Origin of the sequence: Paenibacillus sp. VTT E-133291, assembly GCF_002264395.1 — a bacterium.
Taxonomy (GTDB): domain Bacteria; phylum Bacillota; class Bacilli; order Paenibacillales; family Paenibacillaceae; genus Paenibacillus_AQ; species Paenibacillus_AQ nitricinens.
In genome coordinates this window covers 23,247-46,325 of the sequence record NZ_NFVA01000039.1, presented here as the reverse complement: position 1 = coordinate 46,325, position 23,079 = coordinate 23,247, and the positions used below count along the sequence as shown (strand labels likewise).

Here is a 23,079-nt window from a genome sequence, read left to right as displayed (position 1 = left end):
GAATCGGGACAAAAGAAAGGGTTGGAATAGGATGGCTTTACAAATTTACAACACAATGACACGCAGTAAGGAGCAGTTTGTGCCTCAAGAGTCGGGCAAGGTGAAAATGTATGTATGTGGTCCAACCGTTTACGGATATATGCATATCGGAAATGCTAGGCCTATTATTGTCTTTGATATGGTCCGGAATTATTTGGAGCAACTCGGCAATGAGGTACGGTATGTTACGAACTTCACAGATGTAGATGATAAACTGATACGCAAAGCAGAAGAAATGAACACTTCCGTAGCAGAGGTTGCTGAGATTTTCATTAATGCTTATCGTGAGGATCTTGAAGGGCTTGGAGTAAAGCCGGCAACATTGAATCCGCGGGTAACAGAAAGCATGGAGCTGATCATTGAATTCATTAAAGAGCTTGAGGAAAAAGGGTATGCCTACGAGAGTGGTGGCGATGTATACTACCGCACTTCCAAATTTGAAGACTACGGTAAACTGTCCCGTCAGAATCTGGATGAATTACAGTTTGGTATTCGCGTGGAGGTAGACTCACGGAAAGAGAAACCTGAGGACTTTGTGCTGTGGAAAGCAGCAAAACCAGGTGAAGTGTACTGGCAGAGCCCATGGGGAAATGGACGCCCTGGCTGGCATATTGAATGCTCGGCCATGGCAAGAGAGTTCTTGGGGGATACGATGGACATCCACGGGGGTGGACAAGATTTGCAGTTCCCGCATCATGAATGCGAATGCGCTCAGACAGAAGCTCTGACGGGTAAGCCACTCTCTAATTACTGGATGCACAATGGATTTATCAACATCGGTGATGAAAAAATGTCGAAATCATTGGGTAACGGTTGGCTTGTGAAAGATATCCGTGGGCAATTTAAAGCTGGGACTATTCGTTATTTCATGCTGTCGACCCATTATCGTAATCCGTTGAACTTCTCGGTGGATTCAATGACTTCAGCTGAAAAGAGCGTAGAACGTATCTCACTTGCAGAAAGTAACGTTAAGCATCGTCTTGAACTTGCTGCTGAAGGTGCTCAGGGTGAGGTCAGCTTAGAGATTAATGATAAGTTATCTGCTATTGTGGCCAATTTTCATGCTAGAATGCAGGATGACTTTAATACCCCTGATGCGATTACCGCTATGTTTGATTGGGTGAGTCTTGCAAACCATACCCTTGCGAATAGTGAAGCAGCCCCTGCTGATTTTGCTGCGCTGCTGCAAGCTTTTGGGGAAATGAATGCTGTGCTGCGTTTGACACCTGAGCATGAAGAAGAAGAGATCGCGAGTGAAGAAGTTGAAAGATTGATCGCGGAGCGGGTTGAAGCGCGTAAGAATAAGAATTGGAGCCGGTCCGATGAGATTCGTGATGAATTAGGGCGCTTGGGCATATTGCTTGAGGATACTCCGCAAGGAATGCGGTGGCGGCGTAAATGAGTGAGGAACGCAAGTTTCAGAACGGGTGGTTTCCTTACGAGCCTTCCAAACCTGCGCGACTCCTCTCGCCAATTGTGCTTGCCTATGTAGGAGATGCCATTTACGAAGTGTCAGTTCGCCAGTATTTAGTATCTCTTCCGAATTTGCGCCCAAACCATTTGCATCGCTCTGCTACAGGACTTGTATCCGCTAAGGCGCAGAGTGCAATACTTGGATTTTTGGAGTCAAGTCTCACAGAAGAGGAAAAAGATGTCGCCCGTCAGGGGAGAAATGCTAAATCGGGAAGTATTCCTAAGAATGCAGATGTGCTTGAATACCGTCATGCTACTGCTTTTGAGTGTCTGATAGGTTACTTATACTACACAGGTCAACAGGAGAGAATACAAGAAATTGTGAACAGTGGCATACAGTTTATGTTGAAACAGCCTTGATAAGGCTTTTGCGAAATAGAGAATAGGAGAAGTGAACATGGAAGAAGATTTGAAGACAGAAGAGGAAATATTGGCTGGGAAGCATTCAGTGCTTGAGGCGCTTCGTGGGGGTCGTACCTTAAATAAAATATGGATTGCAGAAACGGCCCAGAAGCATCTGACCGCACCAATCGTCGCTGAAGCACGTAAAGCGGGGATTGTCATTCAGCATGTGGACAAGCGTAAGCTGGATCAACTTGCGCCTGGAGTTCAACATCAGGGGGTAGTTGCTCAAGCGGCACCTTTTGCCTATGTCGAGGTAGATGATCTGCTGGCTGCAGCTGAAGCCAAAGGAGAGCCTGCATTCTTGATTTTACTGGATGAGATTGAAGATCCGCATAACCTGGGATCCATTCTGCGGACAGCAGATTGTACTGGAGTGCATGGAGTAATCGTACCTAAACGCCGTTCGGCTCAGATTACTGCTACCGTCTCCAAAACATCAGCAGGTGCCGTGGAATATGTTCCGGTTGCGCGGGTCACTAACCTAGGTCAGACCATTGATCGTCTGAAAGAGCAGGGAGTCTGGGTAGTAGGTACGGATGTGGATACAGATCAGAATCTGTTTGGATCCAATATTTTCACAGGACCGGTAGCTGTTGTAATCGGTAATGAGAATAAAGGAATGGGACGCTTGATTCGTGAAAAATGTGATGTATTACTTAAGCTGCCGATGGCCGGAAAAATCAATTCATTAAATGCCTCTGTCGCCGCAGGAGTCATTATGTATGAAGTGGTACGCCTTCGGCAACAGCAGGGATAACTATGGCCGACTGGCGCGATGTGCTGCTTGTGGACGGGTACAATATGATCGGTGGCTGGCCGGAACTTGCGGCACTGTCCCAGATTGGTATGCAGGAAGCACGCGACCGCTTAATGGATTTGCTGGCGGATTACCAAGCTTACTCAGGACGAAGAGTGATTGCAGTTTTTGATGCATACCGTGTTCCAGGGTTAGGAAGGTCATTTGTCCAGGGTAAGGTTCAGGTGTATTTCACCAAGGAAAAAGAAACCGCAGATGAATGCATTGAGCGACTGGTTGGGGAATTTAGCAATCGGCGCCGGCAGATCTATGTAGCTACTAGTGATCTTATAGAGCAGCATATTATTTTTGCCCAAGGTGCATTGCGAATCTCTGCAAGGGAGCTACACCTGGAAATTGAGGAGAACCAGAAGCAAGTTAAAAAAGCTATTGAACCTGGTAGCATCAGTTCTACACGTCATTCCTTAGAAGATAAGCTGCCTCCTGATGTGCGTAGTAAATTGGAAAAATGGCGTAGGCAGTGACAAGTGGGAAGATTTAGGTGATATTTTTATTCCATTTTATGCTATTGCAGATTGATTTTGGACAAATCCGGTTGACGGTGTAAGGTAACATAATATATACTGATCCTATATTTCGCGAAGTAACGATGTGTCTTGCGTTGCAGCCGGGGGGATTCTTGGTGAGTGTCGACCTCAAGGAAATAATGCTGTCCGAGTATGATTTCATAAGTGATGAAGAGATTGTCGAGGCTTTCCGTGGTGGCGACAGTGGCGCATTGGAACACTTAATTAATAAATACCGTAATTTTGTACGTGCTAAAGCCCGCTCTTATTTCTTGATCGGGGCAGATCGTGAAGATATTGTTCAAGAAGGAATGATTGGTCTCTATAAGGCTATTCGTGACTTTAAAGGTGACAAGCTCTCTTCATTCAAGGCTTTTGCTGAGCTCTGCATAACACGTCAGATTATAACCGCTATTAAGACGGCCACTCGTCAGAAGCATATTCCGCTTAATTCTTATGTTTCTCTGGACAAGCCCATTTATGATGAAGATTCCGACCGGACGCTTATGGATGTCATTTGTGGAACTCAGGTACTAGATCCAGAAGAGCTAATTATCAATCAAGAAGAATTCATTGGACTTGAAGATAAGATGGCAGAGATTTTAAGTGACCTAGAGCGTAAGGTTCTGATGTTGTATTTAGACGGACGATCTTATCAGGAAATTGCTGAAGATCTTAAGCGACATGTGAAATCTATTGACAACGCTTTACAACGAGTAAAGCGGAAATTAGAAAGATATCTAGAAGTGCGTGACAATTAATGATATAATGAACACAAGAGGGCTCGTACATCGAGTTCTTTTTTTTAGTCTCATGAAATTGCTTAGATAGAATTAGGAGCTAACACCATAAAATTCTATTTGAGTCGATTTTAGTTGTTGCCGTTGAGGGTAGGTTTATACACAGTCGGAATGCCCCATAATGATAAGGAAGACAGCGAAGTGTGAGGAAGAGATAGACCCAAGGACAGGGTACGGCCATATGACTATAACACCCGAAATTACCCAGTGCAGAACGGAATTCTTTCGTTGACACAGACCTTGACATTATGCTAAAGTGTTTTAGGTAGGCCTAAATTCGCGGCTTTTTTTAGGATCAATATTTACGTCTTCTAATTGTATTGTTAGAAGGACGTCTCGGGAGGTGCACATCATGCGGGTAATTATCACTTTGGCTTGTACAAGTTGCAAACAAAGAAACTATGCGACTACCAAAAACAAGCGAAATCACCCCGACCGCATGGAGATGAAGAAATTTTGCAAGTATTGTAACTCGCAAACTCCTCATCGCGAAACCAGATAGTCTGTGGAGGTGTAGTCGGCATGAAACGTAGTTTCAAGTCTATGTTTTCCTTTTTCACTGAGAGCTGGAGTGAACTCAAAAAAGTTCGCTGGCCAAGTCGTAAAGAATTGACCAACTATACATTGATCGTTCTCGGTACAATTGTAGTTGTCGCTATTTACTTCTGGGTTCTGGACATCGGTATTTCCGCTGTGATTGAAGCGATTATTTAGAGAGGTCCCAGGTGGCTTGATATGGAAAAAAGATGGTATGTCGTTCATACCTATTCTGGGTATGAGAATAAGGTCAAAGCCAATTTGGAAAAGCGCGTTGAGTCCATGGGCATGGAAGACAAAATATTCCGCGTTCTTGTTCCTATGGAAGAAGAAATTGTAAACAAAGACGGTAAGAAAAAAACCGTTATGCGTAAAGTTTACCCGGGTTATGTTTTGGTGGAAATGGTTCAGACTGATGATTCCTGGTATGTTGTCCGCAATACTCCGGGCGTTACTGGATTTGTTGGTTCGACAGGCTCAGGGTCTAAACCAACAGCTTTGCTTCCGGAAGAGGTAGAACAAATTCTGAAGCATATGGGCATGGTTGAACCTAAAGCGAAGATTGATTTCGAAATCAAGGAATCCGTACGTATTATGGTTGGTCCGTTTGCGAATTTTGTGGGATCCGTGGAAGAAATTTTGGCTGACAAGAGCAAGATCAAAGTGCATGTGAACATGTTTGGACGGGAAACCCCGCTAGAGTTGGATTTCACTCAAGTGGAGAAAATATAACATAAGCTAAGGGTTTCTTGTGGGAGAGCGCCAATGGCGTTCGAAGACCACTATTTTTGCAAGGAGGTGTCACTCATGGCTAAAAAAGTTATTAAAATGGTGAAACTGCAGATTCCTGCAGGGAAAGCGAATCCAGCGCCTCCAGTAGGTCCGGCGTTAGGTCAAGCAGGTGTCAACATCATGGCATTCTGTAAGGAATTTAATGCTCGTACTGCCGACCAGGCTGGCTTGATCATTCCGGTTGAAATTACAGTATTTGAAGACCGTTCCTTTACGTTCATCACTAAAACTCCTCCGGCTGCTGTTCTGCTTCGCATCGCTGCTAAAGTAGAAAAAGGATCCGGCGAACCAAACAAGAAAAAAGTAGCAAAAATCGGCCGCGCTGCGGTTCGTGAAATTGCTGAAACAAAAATGCCTGACCTTAACGCTGCATCTGTAGAAGCTGCAATGCGTATGGTTGAAGGTACTGCTCGCAGTATGGGCATCACAATCGAAGACTAGTAGTTTTCGAAGAATCGGTCATTCGTGACCCGCAAGTATGTGGGAGGAATTTCCGCTAACACCACAAAGGAGGAACATTTTCATGGCTAAACATGGTAAGAAATACCAAGAAGCTGCTAAGCTGATCAACAGCGAAGCAACTTACGAGCCTTCAGAAGCTGTAGAGCTTGTGAAAAAGGCAGCGACTGCAAAATTCGACGAAACCGTTGAAGCAGCAGTTCGTCTGGGTGTAGACCCGCGTAAACAAGACCAAGCAGTTCGTGGTGTTGTTGTCCTGCCTCACGGCACTGGTAAAACACAACGCGTGCTTGTATTTGCAAAAGGTGAAAAAGCGAAAGAGGCAGAAGCTGCTGGCGCGGATTTTGTTGGTGATCAAGACATGATCAACAAAATTCAACAAGGCTGGTTTGAATTTGATGTCTGCGTAGCTACACCTGATATGATGAGTGAAGTCGGTAAACTGGGTCGTCTGCTTGGTGGTAAAGGTCTTATGCCTAACCCTAAAGCTGGCACAGTTACATTCGATGTTTCCAAGGCTGTGCAAGAAATCAAAGCCGGTAAAATCGAATATCGTCTTGACAAAGCAGGTCAAATTCACGCGCCAATCGGCAAAGTGTCCTTTGATGCTGCACAATTGAACGATAACCTTAAAGCTCTTATCGACGCTTTGAACCGTGCGAAACCAGCTGCTGCTAAAGGTGTATACCTTAAAGGCATCTCGATTTCTTCCACAATGGGTCCTAGCGCTCGTGTGAACACAACCGTCTTCAGATAAATAAGGGTTGACTCTTTGAGTCAATTTTGATAATCTATAACAGTTGTGAAACTTAAGGTATCAATCTTAACCTTGAATATGCTTACCGTAGACAGTAGGTGCCTTAGTGCTTAATTTCCTACCGAGGTGTTGTGATAGAAACAAGAAGTAACGAGCTCGCTCGTCTAACTTTCGTTTTATCAAGCCTTCGTGATTCTGCGGAGGCTTTTCTAATGCCTGCGTAGGAGCGGTGATGCTTTCCTTGGAAAGGACGCCGACACATAAATTTTCAGGAGGTGTATACATTGGCAAATGCAAAAGTAATTCAAGCAAAACAGGATGCGGTTGACGTTGTTACTGCGAAACTGCAAAACAGTCTTTCGACTGTTGTAGCGGACTACCGTGGATTGAACGTTTCCCAAGTGACTGAACTGCGTAAGCAACTTCGTGAAGCTGGCGTTGAGTTTCAAGTCCTGAAGAACACATTGCTACGTCGCGCAACTGCTGCGGCTGAGTTGACTGAGTTGGATGAAGTTTTGACTGGTCCAACAGCTATCGCATTCAGTACAACTGATGCAGTAGCTCCAGCTAAAATTTTAAACGATTTCGCCAAGAAAAACGACGCTTTGAAATTGAAAGGCGGCGTAGTAGAAGGACGTGTCATCGACGCGGACCAATTGAAAGCACTGGCTGAGCTTCCATCCCGCGATGGTTTGCTGTCCATGCTGCTTAGCGTACTTCAAGCTCCAATGCGCAACTTCGCGCTTGCAGTTAAAGCTGTTGCTGAAAAAGAAGAACAAAGCGCGTAAGCCTTTGACTCTTGCAGCATAAATCAATACCACAAACAAATTTAAATTATAAATGGAGGTTCAATCATGAGTAAAGAAGCAATCTTGGAAGCAATTAAAGGCATGAGCGTATTGGAACTGAACGACCTGGTTAAAGCAATTGAAGAAGAATTCGGCGTAACAGCAGCAGCTCCAGTAGCAGCTGGCGGTGCGGTAGCAGCAGTAGCTGAAGAGCAATCCGAATTTGACGTAATTTTGACAGGCGCTGGCGCTTCCAAAATCAACGTTATCAAAATCGTTCGCGAAATCACAGGCCTTGGCTTGAAAGAAGCTAAAGACGTTGTAGACAACGCACCAAAAGCAATTAAAGAAAAAGTAAGCAAAGAAGAAGCCGAAGCTACTAAAGCAAAATTGGAAGAAGCAGGCGCAGCTGTAGAAGTGAAGTAATTCCTTCTATACTGAAAACCCCTTGAACTTGTTCAAGGGGTTTATTTTATAAAAATATAAGAAAGTATAAGTTTTATACTATACTTTATCTTTATATTTCTCGCTGAAAGCTTACCGTCCTTATAAGGACATCAGAGGCGTTTATGCTTGATAGAGTTAGTAGGGTTGTGTGAATACAAACTATTAACATAAAGGAAAGGGAGGATAGAGATGTCGCAACATTATTATTCGCAGCAACCGGAAGTGCGTCATGACAGACGTACCATCGACACCGTTCTAAGAGGCAAAAGCTTTCGTTTTACAAGTGATGCGGGTGTGTTCTCTAAAGGAGACATCGATTACGGTAGTCGAGTTCTCATTGAAGCTATGGATATTCCGGACGGTTCAGCAGTGCTTGATGTGGGTTGCGGATATGGACCGATAGGCATAAGTGCAGCATACCTAGCCCCCAAAGGGCAAGTTACGATGATTGATATTAATAGTCGTGCGGTAGAACTTGCGCGTGAAAATGCCCAGCACAATGGAATCCGGAATGTTACGGTAATGGAAAGCGATGTGCTCGGCGCATTGAATGAACAACAAAAGTTCGATGTGATTCTTACCAATCCTCCGATACGTGCAGGAAAAGCTGTAGTGCATCAGATTTTTGAAGAAGCTTATGAGCGTTTAAATGAGAGTGGATTTTTGTGGATTGTTATTCAGAAGAAGCAGGGCGCTCCATCAGCGGTAGCTAAACTTGAAAGCTTGTTCTCAAATGTAGAAGAAGTGGGCAAAGATAAAGGTTATCGTATTATTAAAGCTCAAAAATAAAAATCAATAGGTTATTGACATGTGATAGTGATAATGGTATTATTATAAAATGTCAGTATTAAGATAGGCTCCATGTCTTTAGTTTGCTGAAAATGTCAAGCGATATATTGTCGCCGGCTAGCGCAAGCCGTACGGCAAGTTTTTTGCGAATTGGTTCTCTATGCTCTGGCGTAGCGAGTGTTACGCGGTAATAGATAATAGCGCATAAACTGTTGCTTGGTTACGTATAATATGTACGTTTTGGGCAAATCTACTGGATAAGGAGTATTTTGGTCATGGATAAGTGCGCTCTTTTTTCGAAGATTTCGATAAGGGCTTTTCTTTTATTTATGACTGAATCCTTGTAGTATGGTTCCATTATACGGTTCCAAACAAGGGTTCGCAATCAATTTTTAAGTGAGTAGACATGAGGGGTGAGTAAAGTTGGCAGGACATCTTGTTCAGTATGGTCGACGCACTCGGCGGAGCTATGCGAGAATTAACGAGGTACTCGAGGTCCCGAACCTGATCGAGATCCAACAAAAATCTTATGATTGGTTTTTGGAGGAAGGATTGCGGGAAATGTTTCAGGACATCTCGCCGATCCAGGATTTCACAGGTAATTTGGTACTAGAGTTCATTGATTACAGCCTGGGTGAACCAAAATATACGGTTGACGACGCTAAAGAGCGGGACGTGACGTATGCGGCTCCTCTGCGTGTAAAGGTGCGGCTCATTAATAAGGAGACCGGTGAGGTCAAAGAGCAGGAAGTGTTCATGGGAGATTTCCCGCTGATGACGGAGACCGGCACTTTTATTATTAACGGTGCAGAACGGGTTATTGTCAGCCAGTTGGTTCGCTCTCCAAGCGTCTATTTCAGCACAAAAGTGGATAAGAACGGCAAAAAAACCTACACCGCCACAGTAATCCCGAACCGCGGAGCCTGGTTGGAACTTGAGACCGACGCTAAGGATATTATGTATGTTCGTATCGATCGGACTCGTAAAATTCCTGTTACCGTACTTTTGCGTGCTCTCGGTTTCGGTAGTGATGCCGAAATTCTGGAATTGCTTGGCAATGATGAATATATTCGCAATACGCTGGATAAAGACAACACGGACTCCACGGAGAAGGCGCTTATTGAGATTTATGAGCGACTCCGTCCGGGCGAACCGCCGACACTAGACAATGCCAGAAGTTTGCTGGTTGCGCGTTTCTTTGATCCAAAACGCTACGACCTAGCTAATGTAGGCCGTTACAAAATCAATAAAAAGCTGCACATTAAGAACCGTCTTTTCAATCAACGTCTTGCTCAACCTTTGGTTGATGACTCTACCGGAGAAATTCTGGCAGAATCCGGCCAAATGGTCGATCGTAGACTGCTTGATGAATTGATTCCGTATTTCGAAAAGAATGTTGCCTTTAAAAACTACCGTGTTACTGGCGGAGTTACGGACAGTGAAGATATTCCTCTTCAAACAATTGACGTATTCTCGCCAATTGAAGAAGGTCGGGTTATTAAGCTGATCGCTAACGGCAACATCGACAAGTCTGTTAAGCACATTACTCAAGCTGATATTATATCCTCGATCAGCTACTTTATTAATTTGCTTCACGGAATTGGTAATACCGATGATATTGACCATCTGGGTAACCGTCGTCTACGTTCTGTAGGTGAACTTCTGCAGAATCAGTTCCGTATCGGTTTGTCCCGTATGGAGCGCGTTGTGCGTGAAAGAATGTCGATTCAGGATGCTAATGCTATTACGCCTCAAGCTCTGATCAATATTCGTCCGGTTATCGCGTCCATTAAAGAGTTTTTCGGTAGCTCCCAGTTGTCTCAGTTTATGGACCAGACGAACCCACTTGCGGAACTTACGCATAAACGTCGTCTGTCTGCACTCGGACCTGGTGGTTTGACACGTGAACGCGCGGGCTTTGAAGTTCGTGACGTCCATCACAGTCACTACGGCCGGATGTGTCCAATTGAAACACCGGAAGGTCCGAACATTGGATTGATCAACTCCTTGTCCACCTTTGCTCGTATCAATGAATATGGCTTTATTGAAGCTCCATATCGTTGGGTAGATCCAAAGACGGGTAAGGTAACTGAACAAATCGATTATCTGACTGCGGATGAGGAAGATAATTATGTAGTTGCTCAGGCTAACGTATTGATCGATGAAGATGGCTCCTTTAAGGAAGACATGGTAATCGTTCGTTACAATAAAGACTCTGACAACATTACAACAATGCCAAGTAATCGTGTAGATTACATGGATGTTTCGCCTAAACAGGTCGTATCCGTCGCTACGGCGCTCATTCCGTTCCTTGAGAACGATGACTCCAACCGCGCTCTGATGGGATCTAACATGCAGCGTCAAGCTGTTCCACTTCTAATTCCTAAAGCTCCGTTGGTCGGAACAGGGATGGAACATAAATCCGCTAAGGATTCTGGCGTATGTGTTGTTTCTAAATATGACGGTATTATCGAACGTTCTTCAGCTAATGAAATTTGGCTGCGCCGGGTTGAGACTGTCGAAGGCAAAGAAGTTAAAGGCGATATCGTTAAATATAAATTACACAAATTTATGCGTTCTAACCAAGGTACCTGTATTAACCAACGTCCTCTAGCTAAAAGAGGGGATATTGTTAAGAAGGGTGACATCCTGGCGGACGGTCCTTCTACAGAAATGGGCGAACTTGCTCTTGGTCGTAACGTAGTCGTTGCGTTCATGACTTGGGAAGGTTACAACTACGAGGATGCGATCCTGTTAAGTGAAAAACTAGTTAAGGAAGATGTATACACTTCGATTCATATCGAGGAATACGAATCCGAAGCTCGTGACACTAAACTGGGACCTGAAGAAATCACACGTGATATTCCAAACGTGGGCGAAGAAGCTCTGCGCAATCTTGATGAGCGTGGAATTATCCGCATCGGTGCGGAAATCAGTGCTGGTGACATTCTAGTTGGTAAGGTTACTCCAAAGGGTGTAACTGAATTGACTGCAGAAGAGCGTCTCCTACACGCTATCTTTGGTGAGAAGGCTCGTGAAGTGCGGGATACCTCTTTACGCGTTCCTCACGGTAGTGATGGTATTATCGTTGACGTTAAAGTGTTTACACGTGAGAACGGCGATGAGCTGCCTCCTGGCGTAAATCAATTGGTTCGTGTGTACATCGCTCAGAAACGTAAGATTTCTGAAGGTGACAAAATGGCCGGACGTCACGGTAACAAGGGTGTCGTTGCTCGTATCCTGCCAGAAGAAGATATGCCGTTCCTTCCGGACGGTACGCCAGTACAGGTTGTTCTTAACCCTCTAGGCGTTCCTTCTCGTATGAATATCGGACAGGTGCTTGAGGTCCATATTGGTATGGCCGCATTGCGTCTGGGAATTCACATTGCAACGCCGGTATTCGACGGAGCGCGTGAGTATGACGTATTTGATACGATGGAAGAAGCTGGCATGCAGCGTAATGGTAAGACTATATTGTACGATGGTCGGACAGGTGAACGCTTCGAACGTGAAGTTACTGTCGGCGTCATGCATATGATCAAACTGGCGCACATGGTTGATGATAAGATTCACGCCCGTTCAACAGGACCTTACTCACTAGTTACGCAGCAGCCACTGGGTGGTAAAGCTCAGTTTGGTGGACAGCGTTTCGGGGAGATGGAAGTGTGGGCGCTTGAAGCTTACGGTGCTGCATATACATTGCAAGAAATTTTGACCGTAAAATCCGATGACGTGGTTGGTCGCGTGAAGACGTACGAATCCATTGTCAAAGGTGAAAATGTACCGGAACCAGGTGTTCCTGAATCGTTCAAGGTATTGATCAAAGAACTGCAGTCCCTGGGTATGGATGTTAAGATTCTTAGCGGTGACGAGCAGGAAATTGAAATGAGAGAATTGGACGATGAGGACGAGACGTCAGGCGACAAGCTGAGCCTCAATTTAGAAGGCGCAGAAGTCGGAGCAGAATAATCACGCTTGGAGCTTTAAAGTTCCATTTTATAAAGGACCGCGCCCTCTTTTGATGTAACAGTAAGAGGAGGGCAAAGCGGTACTAAATCAGGATTAGGTTAAGGAGGGTTGCTCCTTGTTGGACGTTAACAATTTTGAATTTATGAAAATCGGACTCGCTTCTCCGGAGAAGATTCGTTCATGGTCCCGCGGAGAAGTTAAGAAACCGGAAACCATTAACTATCGTACATTGAAACCGGAAAAAGAGGGTCTTTTCTGCGAGCGTATCTTTGGACCGCAAAAAGACTGGGAATGTCATTGCGGTAAATACAAACGTGTCCGTTATAAGGGCGTAGTCTGCGACCGTTGTGGCGTTGAAGTTACTCGTGCTAAAGTTCGTCGTGAACGTATGGGTCACATTGAATTGGCTGCTCCGGTATCTCATATCTGGTACTTCAAAGGTATCCCAAGCCGCATGGGTTTGGCACTAGATATGTCTCCAAGATCACTTGAAGAGATTATCTACTTCGCTTCGTATGTTGTAACTGACCCAGGTGAAACACCACTGGAAAAGAAACAACTTCTGTCCGAGAAAGAATATCGTAGCTACCGTGAAAAATACGGTTACGGTTTCCAAGCCGGCATGGGTGCTGAAGCTGTTAAAAAGCTTCTTCAAGATATCGACATCGATAAAGAGCTGGAATTCCTCAAAGAAGAACTGCGTACGGCCCAAGGCCAACGCCGTAACCGGGCGATCAAACGTCTGGAAGTCATTGAAGCATTCCGTAACTCCGGCAACAAGCCTGATTGGATGATCATGGATGTTCTTCCGGTTATTCCTCCGGAGCTTCGTCCGATGGTTCAATTGGATGGTGGCCGTTTTGCTACGTCCGACTTGAATGATCTCTATCGTCGTGTTATTAACCGGAACAACCGTCTGAAGAGACTGCTGGATCTTGGTGCACCTGACATTATCGTGCAGAACGAGAAACGGATGCTACAGGAAGCTGTCGATGCTCTCATCGATAACGGCCGTAGAGGACGTCCGGTAACGGGTCCTGGTAACCGTCCATTAAAATCTCTCAGCCACATGCTGAAAGGTAAACAAGGACGTTTCCGTCAGAACTTGCTCGGTAAACGGGTTGACTACTCTGGTCGTTCCGTTATCGTTGTAGGACCGTACCTCAAGATGTACCAGTGCGGACTTCCTAAGAAAATGGCGCTAGAATTGTTCAAACCTTTTGTCATGAAGGAATTGGTTAATAAGGGCCTAGCCCACAACATAAAGAGCGCAAAACGTAAAGTTGAGCGTGTAAGTCCTGAAGTATGGGATGTACTTGAAGAAGTAATCAGAGAGCACCCAGTACTTCTAAACCGCGCACCAACACTTCACCGTCTCGGTATCCAAGCTTTTGAACCGATTTTGGTGGAAGGTCATGCTATTCGTCTTCACCCACTCGTATGTACGGCTTATAACGCCGACTTTGACGGTGACCAAATGGCGGTGCACGTTCCTCTGTCAGCAGAAGCTCAAGCGGAAGCACGTATTCTCATGCTTGCATCCGGTAATATCTTGAACCCTAAAGACGGAAAACCGGTTGTAACACCTTCCCAGGATATGGTCCTTGGTACTTTCTACCTGACCATGGACAACAAGGAAGAAAAAGGATCAGGTATGATTCTGCGTACCGTAAATGAAGCTGTATCAGCTTACCAACGCGGAACTGCAGGACTTCATGCTCGTGTAGCTATTCCAGTTAAAGCACTGGGTAAGACTTGCTTTACGGAAAAACAACAAGGCGCAATGTTGATTACTACGATCGGTAAGATTATCTTTAATGAAATTTACCCAAGTAGTTTCCCTTATATCAATGAAGCGACTAAGACTAACTTGCTGCACGGCACGCCAGAGAAATACTTTATCTATGAAAAAGGTGCAGATATTCGCGAGCTGATTGAATCCGCTCCTGAAGCCAGCGCTGTAGGTAAAGAATATCTGGGTCTGATTATCGCACGTTGTTTTGAAACTTATCATACAACCAAAACCTCTATGATTTTGGATAAAATTAAACAACTCGGCTTCACTTATTCCACACGTTCCGGTGTTACCGTTGCCGTGTCGGATGTTATCGTGCCTGAGGAGAAAGTTACGATCTTGAAAGAGTCCGAAGCTAAGGTAGATGTGGTTGCTAACCAATATCGCCGTGGTCTGATCACTAATGACGAACGGTACGACCGTGTTATTGAGATCTGGTCGAAAACGAAGGATGATCTTACGAACATCCTGCTGAAATCGATGGACCGTTTCAACTCTATCATGCTCATGGTTGACTCCAAAGCGCGGGGTAACAAATCGCAGATCACTCAGCTGGGTGGTATGCGTGGTCTGATGGCAACACCTTCGGGTCGGATTTTCGAATTGCCAATTAAAGCGAATTTCCGTGAAGGTCTTACGGTCTTGGAGTACTTTATTTCCACTCACGGAGCGCGTAAAGGTCTTGCCGATACCGCACTTCGTACTGCTGACTCCGGTTACTTGACTCGTCGTCTCGTTGACGTAGCTCAGGACGTTATCGTCCGTGAGGAAGATTGTGGAACGGATAAAGGATTTACAGTTAGTCGTATTCAGGATGGTAAAGAGGTTATTGAGGATCTGTATGACCGTATCGAAGGTCGTTACTGCTTCGAGACTGTCCGTCATCCAGAAACAGGCGAAATCATTGTTCACCGCAACGATTTGATTGACTCCGATAAAGCGGAAGCAATCGTAGACGCTGGTGTAACTAAGCTACAAATCCGCTCTGTACTAAGCTGCCGTGCTCGTCATGGTGTTTGTAAGAAATGTTACGGTCGTAACTTGGCAACTGGTAAACACGTTGAGATCGGTGAAGCAGTTGGTATTATCGCTGCACAATCTATCGGTGAACCAGGAACCCAGCTTACAATGCGTACGTTCCATACCGGCGGTGTTGCCGGTGATGACATCACGCAAGGTTTGCCGCGTATTCAAGAGTTGTTTGAAGCCCGTAACCCTAAAGGTCAGGCTACAATCAGTGAGATCGATGGTGTAATCAAGGAAATCCGTGAAACTAAGGATCGTCGTGAAATCGAGGTTCAAGGTGAAGCAGAATCCAAGACTTATTCCATAACTTATGGTTCACGTCTACGTGTCAGCGAAGGCCAAGAGATTGAAGCCGGCGATGAGTTGACAGACGGTTCGATTGACCCTAAAGAAATGCTGCGAATCAAAGGGATCCGTGGGGTACAAAACTACATTCTGCAAGAAGTTCAGCGTGTATATCGTAACCAGGGCGTTGAGATCAATGATAAGCACATTGAAGTTATGATCAAACAAATGCTTCGGAAGATCCGTATCATTGATGCAGGTGACACAAGTCTGTTACCAGGTGCGTTTGCGGATATTCATGAATATGAAGCTGCTAACAAGGAAGCCATCTTGTCTGGTAAAGAGCCTGCAGTTGCTAAACCAGTCTTGCTCGGTATTACCAAGGCATCTCTTGAGACAGATTCCTTCTTATCCGCTGCATCTTTCCAAGAAACAACTCGTGTCTTAACAGATGCTGCTATCAAAGGCAAAGTAGATAAGTTGCTTGGACTCAAAGAAAATGTTATTATCGGTAAGTTGATTCCTGCAGGTACTGGTATGAATCGTTACCGTAATGTTAAGTTAAGTGATCCAAATGCAGAAAGCGCGCTTGAATCTTTAGAGCCGGTTCCTGCTGAATAAATTAGCAATCATGGTAGTGAACTCGTGTCATACCTATTCATAGGTGTGACACGAATATCTGCTGTGTATAATAATGATAAATATTATTGCTGAATTTCTTGACACCATCTATTGATAATGCTAAAATGTCTAAGGTGCGTGAGTAGCCATGTTATCCTTGTTCATTGGAGGTAATGATTATGACTGATGATAGAGGACTACAGGATGCTCAGGTCAAGATCGGTACCAAACAAACCGTCAAGGCGGTAGAGTTGGGCCAAGCCGCAGAAGTCTATGTGGCAGAGGACGGAGATCAAAGGCTTACTTCCAGGATAGTTATGCTTTGTAACAAACAAGGTGTTAAGATCACATACGTGGATACAATGCTAAATTTGGGCAAGGCCTGCGGAATAGAAGTTGGCGCTGCGATGGCAGCCGTCTTAAAACAATAGCTACGGAAATGTTTTTGTACTGGGGTGAACTCCAGCGGCAAGAACTTTTCATTTGTCTTTTTATGAACCGCCTGGGTCTGTGGGCTTAGAGTTCTTAAATCGGCTATCATTTCAGGAAGGGGGTGGCAACAACATGCCAACAATTAACCAATTGGTTCGTAAAGGCCGTCAAGCCAAAATCGAAAAATCTAAATCTCCCGCTCTTCAAAAAGGGTATAACGCCCTCAAGCGTGAGGCTACAAATTTGAGCGCTCCGCAAAAACGCGGTGTGTGCACTCGTGTTGGTACTATGACTCCACGTAAACCAAACTCAGCGCTTCGTAAATATGCCCGTGTTCGTTTGACGAACCGTCTCGAGGTAACAGCTTATATCCCGGGTATCGGACATAACTTACAAGAGCACAGTGTTGTATTACTTCGCGGAGGTAAAGTAAAGGACCTTGCAGGGGTTCGTTACCATATCGTTCGTGGTGCATTGGATACAGCAGGTGTAGCTAACCGGATGCAAGCTCGTTCTAAATACGGTGCTAAACGTCCTAAAGCTAAGAAATAAGAAAAAATTCTAGAATAATAAACATTTAAGAAAGGGGGATATCCATGCCACGCAAAGGTCCAGTTACTAAGAGAGACGTATTGCCAGATCCGTTGTATAATAGCAAGTTGGTTACTCGTTTGATTAACCGCATTATGCTGGGTGGTAAAAGAGGTGTCGCTCAAAGCATTCTGTACAATTCATTCAAATTGATTGAAGAACGTACGGGTAAAGATCCGATGGAAGTTTTCGAAGCTGCCATCAAGAACATCATGCCGGTTTTGGAAGTCAAAGCTCGTCGTGTCGGTGGTGCTAACTATCAAGTACCTATCGAGGTTAAACCAGAGAGACGTACTGCTCTGGGATTACGTTGGCTCGTAAACTACTCTCGCAACCGCGGTGAGAAGACGATGGAAGAGCGTTTGGCGGCTGAGATCATCGACGCTTCCAACAACACAGGCGCTTCTGTTAAGAAACGTGAAGATACACACAAAATGGCTGAAGCAAACAAAGCGTTCGCTCACTACCGTTGGTAGGATTAAGGTCATTCAAATAACTTATATTTTGAAGGGAGATCCATTTCATGGCTAGAGAGTTCTCCTTAAAAAATACACGTAATATCGGGATCATGGCGCATATTGATGCTGGTAAAACAACTACCACAGAGCGGATTCTTTTCTATACAGGCCGTACGCACAAAATCGGTGAAGTTCACGAGGGTGCTGCTACAATGGACTGGATGGAGCAAGAACAAGAGCGCGGAATCACGATTACGTCCGCTGCTACGACTGCTGCGTGGAAAGGTCACCGCATCAATATCATTGATACCCCAGGACACGTTGACTTCACTGTTGAAGTTGAACGTTCCCTGCGTGTATTGGATGGGGCAGTAGGTGTATTTAGTGCAAAAGAGGGCGTTGAGCCTCAGTCTGAAACCGTATGGAGACAGGCTGACCGTTATAACGTACCCCGTATTGCGTATGTGAACAAAATGGACATTATCGGTGCAGACTTCCTTAACGTAATCGAAACTATGCGTGATCGCCTTCAAGCCAATGCAGTTGCTATTCAATTGCCAATTGGCGCAGAAAGTGATTTCACTGGTATTATCGACCTTGTTGAGCAAAAAGCACACATGTTCAGAGATGATCTAGGCCAAAACATCGAAGTAACGGATATTCCGGAAGAATATTTGGCCAAAGTTGAGGAGCTGCGTCTCGAGTTGATCGAGAAAGTTGCTGAACTTGATGAAGATCTGACTATGAAGTACCTGGAAGGCGAAGAAATTACAGTTCCGGAAATTAAAGCTGCACTGCGCAAAGGCGTAGTTGAAGTTAAATTGTTCCCTGTAATTGTTGGATCCTCCTACCGTAACAAAGGGATTCAGCTTATGCTGGATGCGGTTATTGATTACTTGCCATCTCCTCTTGACGTTCCAGCTATCACTGGACATCTTGATGATGGAACTGAAGCAGTTCGTCATTCTTCGGATGAAGAACCGTTTGCAGCTTTGGCATTTAAAATCATGACTGACCCTTATGTAGGTAAACTTACGTTCTTCCGTGTATACTCTGGTATTCTAGAGTCCGGATCTTACGTAGTTAATGCTACTAAGAACAAGCGTGAACGTATTGGTCGTATCCTTCAAATGCATGCTAACAGCCGTCAAGAGATTTCCATCGTGTATTCTGGTGACATCGCTGCAGCAGTTGGTTTGAAAGACACCAGTACAGGTGATACACTGTGTGATGAGAAGCATCCAGTAATTTTGGAATCAATGAACTTTCCTGATCCAGTTATCGAAATCGCTGTTGAACCAAAAACAAAAGCTGACCAAGATAAATTGGGCGTTGCTCTCGGTAAGTTGACTGAAGAGGATCCCACTCTTCGTGCTCATACTGATGAAGAAACAGGCCAAACTATCCTGGCTGGTATGGGTGAACTTCACTTGGACATCATCATCGACCGTATGCGTCGTGAGTTCAAAGTAGAAACCAATGTGGGTAAACCACAGGTTGCTTACCGCGAAACGTTCAAGGCACCTGCTCGCGTCGAAGGTAAATTTGTACGCCAATCTGGTGGTCGTGGTCAATACGGTCACGTATGGGTTGAATTTGAACCCCTCGAGCCAGGTACTGGTAGCAAATTCGAAAGTAAAGTTGTCGGTGGCTCGGTTCCTAGAGAGTACATCGCTCCTGCACTTGCGGGTATCGAAGAACAAATGAAAAACGGCGTACTTGCAGGCTTCCCGCTTGTAGACGTTAAAGCTACCATCGTTGATGGTTCTTACCATGATGTCGATTCCAACGAAATGGCATTTAAAATTGCCGGCTCGATGGCGCTTAAAGCAGCTAAAGACAAGTGTAAGCCTGTCCTGCTTGAGCCAATCATGAAAGTAGAAGTAACTGTTCCTGAGGAATATATGGGTGATGTTATGGGTATGCTGAACTCCCGCCGTGGCCGTATCGAAGGTATGGATTCCCGTGGTGGAGCGCAAATTATCCGTGCTAAGGTGCCTCTTTCCGAAATGTTCGGATACTCTACAACTCTTCGTTCTGGTACTCAAGGACGTGGCGTATTCTCAATGGAGCTTTCTCACTATGAAGAAGTTCCGAAATCCATTGCGGAAGAGATCGCTGCTAAGAACAAAGGCGGAGAATAATTACTAGTTTTAACTTGCCGTCCGAGTATAATCACTCAGTCATCTAAGATAAGCATATATACGGGCGGCTCAAATATAAGGAACCCCACATTAAGGAGGAACTGTTCAAATGGCAAAGGCAAAGTTTGAACGTAACAAACCGCACGTTAACATCGGTACTATTGGTCACGTCGACCATGGTAAAACGACTCTGACTGCTGCAATCACTACTGTATTGTCCAAAACTTACGGTGGCGCAGCTATCGCATTCGATCAAATCGACAAAGCTCCTGAAGAGCGCGAACGTGGTATCACAATCTCCACTTCCCACGTTGAATATGAAACTCCTAACCGTCACTACGCTCACGTAGACTGCCCTGGTCACGCCGACTATGTTAAAAACATGATCACAGGCGCAGCGCAAATGGACGGAGCTATCCTGGTTGTATCCGCAGCTGATGGCCCTATGCCACAAACTCGCGAGCACATCCTGTTGTCCCGTCAAGTAGGTGTTCCATACATCGTTGTTTTCTTGAACAAATGCGACATGGTTGAAGACGAAGAGTTGTTGGAATTGGTTGAAATGGAAGTTCGTGACTTGCTTAGCGAGTATGACTTCCCAGGCGACGATACTCCAATCATTCGTGGTTCTGCTCGTGAAGCTCTTCAAAACCCAGAAGGCGAATATGCTAAGAAGATTGTTGAAATGTTCGAAACAATCGACGAGTACATTCCACTTCCAGAGCGTCAAACTGACAAACCATTCTTGATGCCTGTCGAAGATGTATTCTCCATCACTGGTCGCGGTACTGTGGCAACTGGTCGCGTAGAACGCGGAACAGTTAAAGTCGGAGAAGAAATCGAAATCGTTGGTATTCACGAAGAAACTAAGAAATCCGTAGTTACGGGCGTAGAAATGTTCCGTAAATTGCTGGATTCCGCTCAAGCGGGCGACAACATCGGAGCTTTGCTTCGTGGTGTAGACCGTACTATGATCGAGCGTGGCCAAGTATTGGCTAAACCGAACTCTGTTAAACCACACACTGAGTTCACTGCTCAAATCTACGTTTTGACTAAAGAAGAAGGCGGACGTCACAAACCATTCTTCACTGGTTACCGTCCACAGTTCTACTTCCGTACAACTGACGTAACTGGCATCATCAACTTGCCAGAAGGTACTGAAATGGTTATGCCTGGTGACAACATCACTGTAACTGTTGCTTTGATCTCCCCTATCGCTATTGAAGAAGGTACTAAATTCTCCATTCGCGAAGGTGGACGTACAGTTGGAGCAGGTAGCGTAGCTTCCATCCAAAAATAAATTCGTTTCTATCTGCGGGTAGACTCTGAATCATAGTGCCCCGGATTCTTCTTGCGGAGAATCCGGGGCTTTTTGTTGTAATATTACTTAATTTCTTATTTTGTTCGATAGACTATTAATTGATTTTTCGTTTCATTTGAGGATAAATCATCTAATATTCGACAATATAAGCTAAAATAAGTATATTATTTCGAATGATTCTACAAAATTCTACAAAATTCAACGATAAATTGTTTACAATTTTAATAATCATAGAGTAAAATGAAAGGGAGGTAATATTGTAAAAAAATAGTAATTAAGGGGAGAGTGATAACATGGGAAAATGTCCTTTTTCATTCATGCATGCTATAACATCACGTAATAATAATGAGGATTCTCACACCCCTAATCTAGAACATGAACACCAGACTAAGCGTACTGAAGATTTTTTTCATACTCTTGAGGGTTATGACGAACTCAATGAGCAAATGAGAATGATTGATCTAACTGAAGCAGATTTGAAATTATTACGTAGGGTAAAGCCTAGCGTTGAAAAGAATATAGACTATATCATTGATCAATTTTATAATTCGGTATTAGGAGTGGATAAACTCGAAGCCATTATACTGGAGCATAGTAGTATTGAGAGGTTGAAAACAACACTCCGCGAGCATATCATTGAAATTTTTGATGGCAATGTTGATAAAGAATACATAGCAAAGCGAATGAAGATTGCTAATATTCACAAAAGAGTAGGACTTGAGCCTAAATGGTACTTATCCGCTTTTCAAAATCTTCAGAACGTTTTTATACAAGTTATTTATAATGAGACACAGGATGACCATTCACGTCTACATGTAGTTAAGACCGTAACTAAGCTGCTTAACCTTGAACAACAACTTGTCCTAGAGGAATATGAGAAGGAAAACGTCAAAGAGAAGGAACAACAATACCTTTTGGTTAAAAATGAATTAAAGCAGAAAATTGCTGAATTCAGCAGCGAATTAATAGATTTTAGTATCGACACAAATGCTGCTGTGAAGCAGCTAGTAGCCAGTAGCAATGAAGTGAGTAGAACATTCCAACATACAGCTACATCCGCTGTAGAGTCGCAGGGGTTGGCTACAGATGGACATGAGCATTTGGATAGCTTAACAGAACAGATTAATCTTATTTATCAAAGTACCAGTGAAATGGAACATTCAGTCCACGAATTAAGTGATTCCTCTAAACAAATTCAAAAAATCGTAAACTCAGTAAAAGATATTGCAGATCAAACTAAAATTCTTTCACTTAATGCAACGATAGAAGCGGCTAGAGCCGGAGTGCATGGTAGAGGGTTTAGTGTAGTTGCTCAAGAAGTTAGTCGATTGGCAGAGGATACGAAGAATACTGTAATTCAGATCATAGAGCTGACGTACAAATCAGGAATTCTCACACAACAGGTCGTTGAGGAGATACGTAAGGTACAAGAGCTAACCAGAAGCGGGAAACATCAATCCGTTGAGACAAGTCTTTTATTTTCTGAAATTGTTGAGGCGATGAGAAGTAGCACACAAGAGATTGTTATAGTAGAAGAAGAAATAAGAACATTGATTCAGACTATAGAGGGAATTGGGTCAGCAACAGCACAGACTGCCGAGTCAGCTGAAGTTTTTAAGTCTGCCACTGAGAATCTTTAACCTATATAATAGTAATAAAGCAGCGCATGAAAAAAATATGCGTTGTTTTGTTATTTAAGCTTGCAATACTGCCGCCTATTATATATAATAATAAATGTTGTTCTGAGACGTTGCGATGATGTGAGAGGTTACTGACACACCCGGCCCCTTTGCCATGAGGTCGACGTCAGAAAATTTTCACGGAGTAT

General features: G+C 44.3%; 21 protein-coding genes and 1 other annotated feature. All 21 genes read left to right on the top strand.

Translation table 11 applies throughout. The features are described 5' to 3' along the window. Positions 1-31 precede the first annotated feature (31 nt). Complete coding sequence (cysS, locus tag CA598_RS16615) at positions 32-1,441, top strand: cysteine--tRNA ligase (RefSeq protein ID WP_076286855.1); 1,410 nt, start codon at positions 32-34, stop codon at positions 1,439-1,441. Further along, positions 1,438-1,872 (top strand): Mini-ribonuclease 3, encoded by a 435-nt coding sequence (locus tag CA598_RS16610; RefSeq protein ID WP_094871864.1) that lies wholly within the window; start codon positions 1,438-1,440, stop codon positions 1,870-1,872. The genes cysS and CA598_RS16610 overlap by 4 nt, the downstream gene beginning before the upstream one ends. 37 nt (positions 1,873-1,909) lie before the next feature. Further along, on the top strand, positions 1,910-2,674 hold the full coding sequence (rlmB, locus tag CA598_RS16605; RefSeq protein ID WP_094877206.1) for a 23S rRNA (guanosine(2251)-2'-O)-methyltransferase RlmB: 765 nt from the start codon (positions 1,910-1,912) through the stop codon (positions 2,672-2,674). A gap of 2 nt (positions 2,675-2,676) precedes the next feature. Continuing rightward, positions 2,677-3,198 (top strand): NYN domain-containing protein, encoded by a 522-nt coding sequence (locus tag CA598_RS16600; protein ID WP_094871865.1) that lies wholly within the window; start codon positions 2,677-2,679, stop codon positions 3,196-3,198. A gap of 158 nt (positions 3,199-3,356) precedes the next feature. Next, positions 3,357-4,001, top strand: a complete 645-nt coding sequence (sigH, locus tag CA598_RS16595) for an RNA polymerase sporulation sigma factor SigH (protein WP_094877205.1) — start codon at positions 3,357-3,359, stop codon at positions 3,999-4,001. Positions 4,002-4,392: 391 nt separating this feature from the next. Then, complete coding sequence (gene rpmG / locus CA598_RS16590) at positions 4,393-4,542, top strand: 50S ribosomal protein L33 (RefSeq protein ID WP_076099620.1); 150 nt, start codon at positions 4,393-4,395, stop codon at positions 4,540-4,542. Between the two features lie 20 nt (positions 4,543-4,562). Continuing rightward, the gene (secE, locus tag CA598_RS16585; protein WP_036680497.1) at positions 4,563-4,754 is read left to right on the top strand and encodes a preprotein translocase subunit SecE; all 192 of its coding nucleotides are present in this window, start codon (positions 4,563-4,565) and stop codon (positions 4,752-4,754) included. A gap of 21 nt (positions 4,755-4,775) precedes the next feature. Continuing rightward, positions 4,776-5,309 (top strand): transcription termination/antitermination protein NusG, encoded by a 534-nt coding sequence (gene nusG / locus CA598_RS16580; RefSeq protein WP_036680499.1) that lies wholly within the window; start codon positions 4,776-4,778, stop codon positions 5,307-5,309. A gap of 75 nt (positions 5,310-5,384) precedes the next feature. Beyond that, a complete protein-coding gene (gene rplK / locus CA598_RS16575; RefSeq protein WP_042131235.1) occupies positions 5,385-5,810 on the top strand; it encodes a 50S ribosomal protein L11 in 426 nt (141 codons plus the stop codon). A gap of 82 nt (positions 5,811-5,892) precedes the next feature. Beyond that, the gene (gene rplA / locus CA598_RS16570) at positions 5,893-6,585 is read left to right on the top strand and encodes a 50S ribosomal protein L1 (protein WP_036680504.1); all 693 of its coding nucleotides are present in this window, start codon (positions 5,893-5,895) and stop codon (positions 6,583-6,585) included. A gap of 67 nt (positions 6,586-6,652) precedes the next feature. Continuing rightward, positions 6,653-6,805 (top strand) — a sequence feature (ribosomal protein L10 leader region). A 64-nt stretch (positions 6,806-6,869) separates the two neighbouring features. Then, positions 6,870-7,373 carry a 50S ribosomal protein L10 gene (gene rplJ, locus CA598_RS16565; protein ID WP_042192187.1) on the top strand — a complete coding sequence of 168 codons (504 nt, stop codon included), beginning with the start codon at positions 6,870-6,872 and terminating at the stop codon, positions 7,371-7,373. Between the two features lie 66 nt (positions 7,374-7,439). Continuing rightward, the gene (rplL, locus tag CA598_RS16560; RefSeq protein ID WP_094877204.1) at positions 7,440-7,799 is read left to right on the top strand and encodes a 50S ribosomal protein L7/L12; all 360 of its coding nucleotides are present in this window, start codon (positions 7,440-7,442) and stop codon (positions 7,797-7,799) included. 210 nt (positions 7,800-8,009) lie between these two features. After that, on the top strand, positions 8,010-8,609 hold the full coding sequence (locus CA598_RS16555) for a class I SAM-dependent methyltransferase (RefSeq protein WP_094877203.1): 600 nt from the start codon (positions 8,010-8,012) through the stop codon (positions 8,607-8,609). Between the two features lie 423 nt (positions 8,610-9,032). After that, positions 9,033-12,578 carry a DNA-directed RNA polymerase subunit beta gene (gene rpoB / locus CA598_RS16550; RefSeq protein ID WP_094871867.1) on the top strand — a complete coding sequence of 1,182 codons (3,546 nt, stop codon included), beginning with the start codon at positions 9,033-9,035 and terminating at the stop codon, positions 12,576-12,578. 115 nt (positions 12,579-12,693) lie between these two features. Continuing rightward, a complete protein-coding gene (gene rpoC, locus CA598_RS16545; protein ID WP_094877202.1) occupies positions 12,694-16,305 on the top strand; it encodes a DNA-directed RNA polymerase subunit beta' in 3,612 nt (1,203 codons plus the stop codon). A 179-nt stretch (positions 16,306-16,484) separates the two neighbouring features. Further along, positions 16,485-16,736: a ribosomal L7Ae/L30e/S12e/Gadd45 family protein gene (locus CA598_RS16540; protein ID WP_042131229.1), complete on the top strand. Its 252-nt coding sequence runs from the start codon at positions 16,485-16,487 to the stop codon at positions 16,734-16,736. A 133-nt stretch (positions 16,737-16,869) separates the two neighbouring features. Next, complete coding sequence (gene rpsL / locus CA598_RS16535; protein ID WP_036680518.1) at positions 16,870-17,289, top strand: 30S ribosomal protein S12; 420 nt, start codon at positions 16,870-16,872, stop codon at positions 17,287-17,289. Between the two features lie 44 nt (positions 17,290-17,333). Beyond that, positions 17,334-17,804 (top strand): 30S ribosomal protein S7, encoded by a 471-nt coding sequence (gene rpsG, locus CA598_RS16530; protein WP_036680520.1) that lies wholly within the window; start codon positions 17,334-17,336, stop codon positions 17,802-17,804. A 47-nt stretch (positions 17,805-17,851) separates the two neighbouring features. Then, complete coding sequence (gene fusA, locus CA598_RS16525; protein WP_094871870.1) at positions 17,852-19,930, top strand: elongation factor G; 2,079 nt, start codon at positions 17,852-17,854, stop codon at positions 19,928-19,930. Positions 19,931-20,039: 109 nt separating this feature from the next. After that, the gene (gene tuf / locus CA598_RS16520) at positions 20,040-21,230 is read left to right on the top strand and encodes an elongation factor Tu (RefSeq protein WP_042192178.1); all 1,191 of its coding nucleotides are present in this window, start codon (positions 20,040-20,042) and stop codon (positions 21,228-21,230) included. A gap of 314 nt (positions 21,231-21,544) precedes the next feature. Beyond that, positions 21,545-22,891 carry a globin-coupled sensor protein gene (locus CA598_RS32725; protein WP_094877201.1) on the top strand — a complete coding sequence of 449 codons (1,347 nt, stop codon included), beginning with the start codon at positions 21,545-21,547 and terminating at the stop codon, positions 22,889-22,891. Positions 22,892-23,079 lie beyond the last annotated feature (188 nt).